The organism is Dietzia sp. HMSC21D01 (genome assembly GCF_001815995.1).
GTDB lineage: Bacteria > Actinomycetota > Actinomycetes > Mycobacteriales > Mycobacteriaceae > Dietzia > Dietzia cinnamea.
In genome coordinates, this window is record NZ_KV823743.1 from 1 (window position 1) to 1,275 (window position 1,275).

The 1,275-nt window shown below is 74.4% G+C and carries 1 protein-coding gene; it reads left to right on the forward strand.

The annotated features are described in order from the left end of the window. Positions 1-59 precede the first annotated feature (59 nt). Entirely contained in the window at positions 60-1,253 is a 1,194-nt protein-coding gene (locus tag HMPREF3086_RS03015; RefSeq protein WP_061227561.1) for a Glu/Leu/Phe/Val dehydrogenase dimerization domain-containing protein, read from the forward strand. Positions 1,254-1,275: the final 22 nt, after the last annotated feature.

Sequence of the window (1,275 nt, forward strand, 5' to 3'; positions counted from 1 at the left end):
CCGGCCCGCAGACCGGGCCCGCCGCACAGGCCGTCTCCGCACCGGCCACGGCTCCGGCCCTGACCCCGGCCACGGCCCCGGCCCCGGCCGAGACGTCGAGTACCCGCCGCGAACCCTACTTGCGCCTGCACTGGGAGGACGATCAGACCTGCGCCCGCGGCTATCTCGTCGTGGACACGCTCGTCGGCGGCCTGGCCACCGGCGGCACCCGCATGCGCGCCGGATGCACCCTCCGCGAGGTAGAGGACCTGGCGCGCGGAATGACCCGCAAGACCGCGGCCTTCGACTTACCCGTCGGTGGGGCCAAGGGCGGAATCGACTTCGACCCCAAGGACCCGCGAGCCGTCGAGGTGCTCGGCCGCTTCTGCGAGGCGATGCGCCCGTTCCTCGACCGGCACTGGGTGACCGCCGAGGACCTGGGCGTGCCGCAGCACCTCATCGACGAGGTCTTCGGCCGCCTCGGCATGAGGCAGTCGTACCACGCGGCGATCGAGCGGTCCGCTGACCCCGCGGCCACGGCCGATCGGATCTTCCGCGGGCTCAACGCCGAGGTCCCGGGTGGGCTCCTGGGCGACGTGATCGGTGGCTACGGCGTCGCGCAGGCGTGCCTCGCGGCAGCGCACGTGCGCGGCTGGGACATCGAGCGCACGTCGGTCGCGATCCAGGGCGTCGGCACCATGGGCGGTGGCGCCGCCTGGTATCTGCACGAGGCCGGGATGCGGGTGGTCGCGCTCGCCGACGCCGCCGGCACACTCTACGACCCCGCCGGCCTCGACGTCCCGGCGCTGCTGGCGACCCGCGACCGCTTCGGCGAGATCGACCGCGCCGCCGTACCCGCCCGGGTGCAGCGTCTGGACCGCGACAGCATCCTCGGCATGGACGTCGACGTCCTGGTTCCCGCCGCCGTGTCGTACGCGATCACCGCCGAGAACTGCGCGCAGGTCACGGCGCCGATCGTCGTGGAGGCCGCGAACGCCGCCACGACCGCCGATGCGGAACTCGACCTCACGACCCGCGGTATCGCGGTGCTGCCGGACTTCATGGCCAACGCCGGCGCCGTCGCCTGGGCGTGGTGGCTCATCCTCGGCGAGGTCGACGACCGGCCCGAGACGTCGTTCCTACGTCTCGGACGGGAGATGACGGCGAAGGTGGCGGACCTGCTCGCCGGCTGGGACCCGACCAGCGGCCCGCTGCGGTGGGCGGCCGACGTCTCCGGCGCGATCCGGACGGTGCCGCCGGTCGTCGTGCCCTGACCGCGGGCCCGGGCTCCCGCCC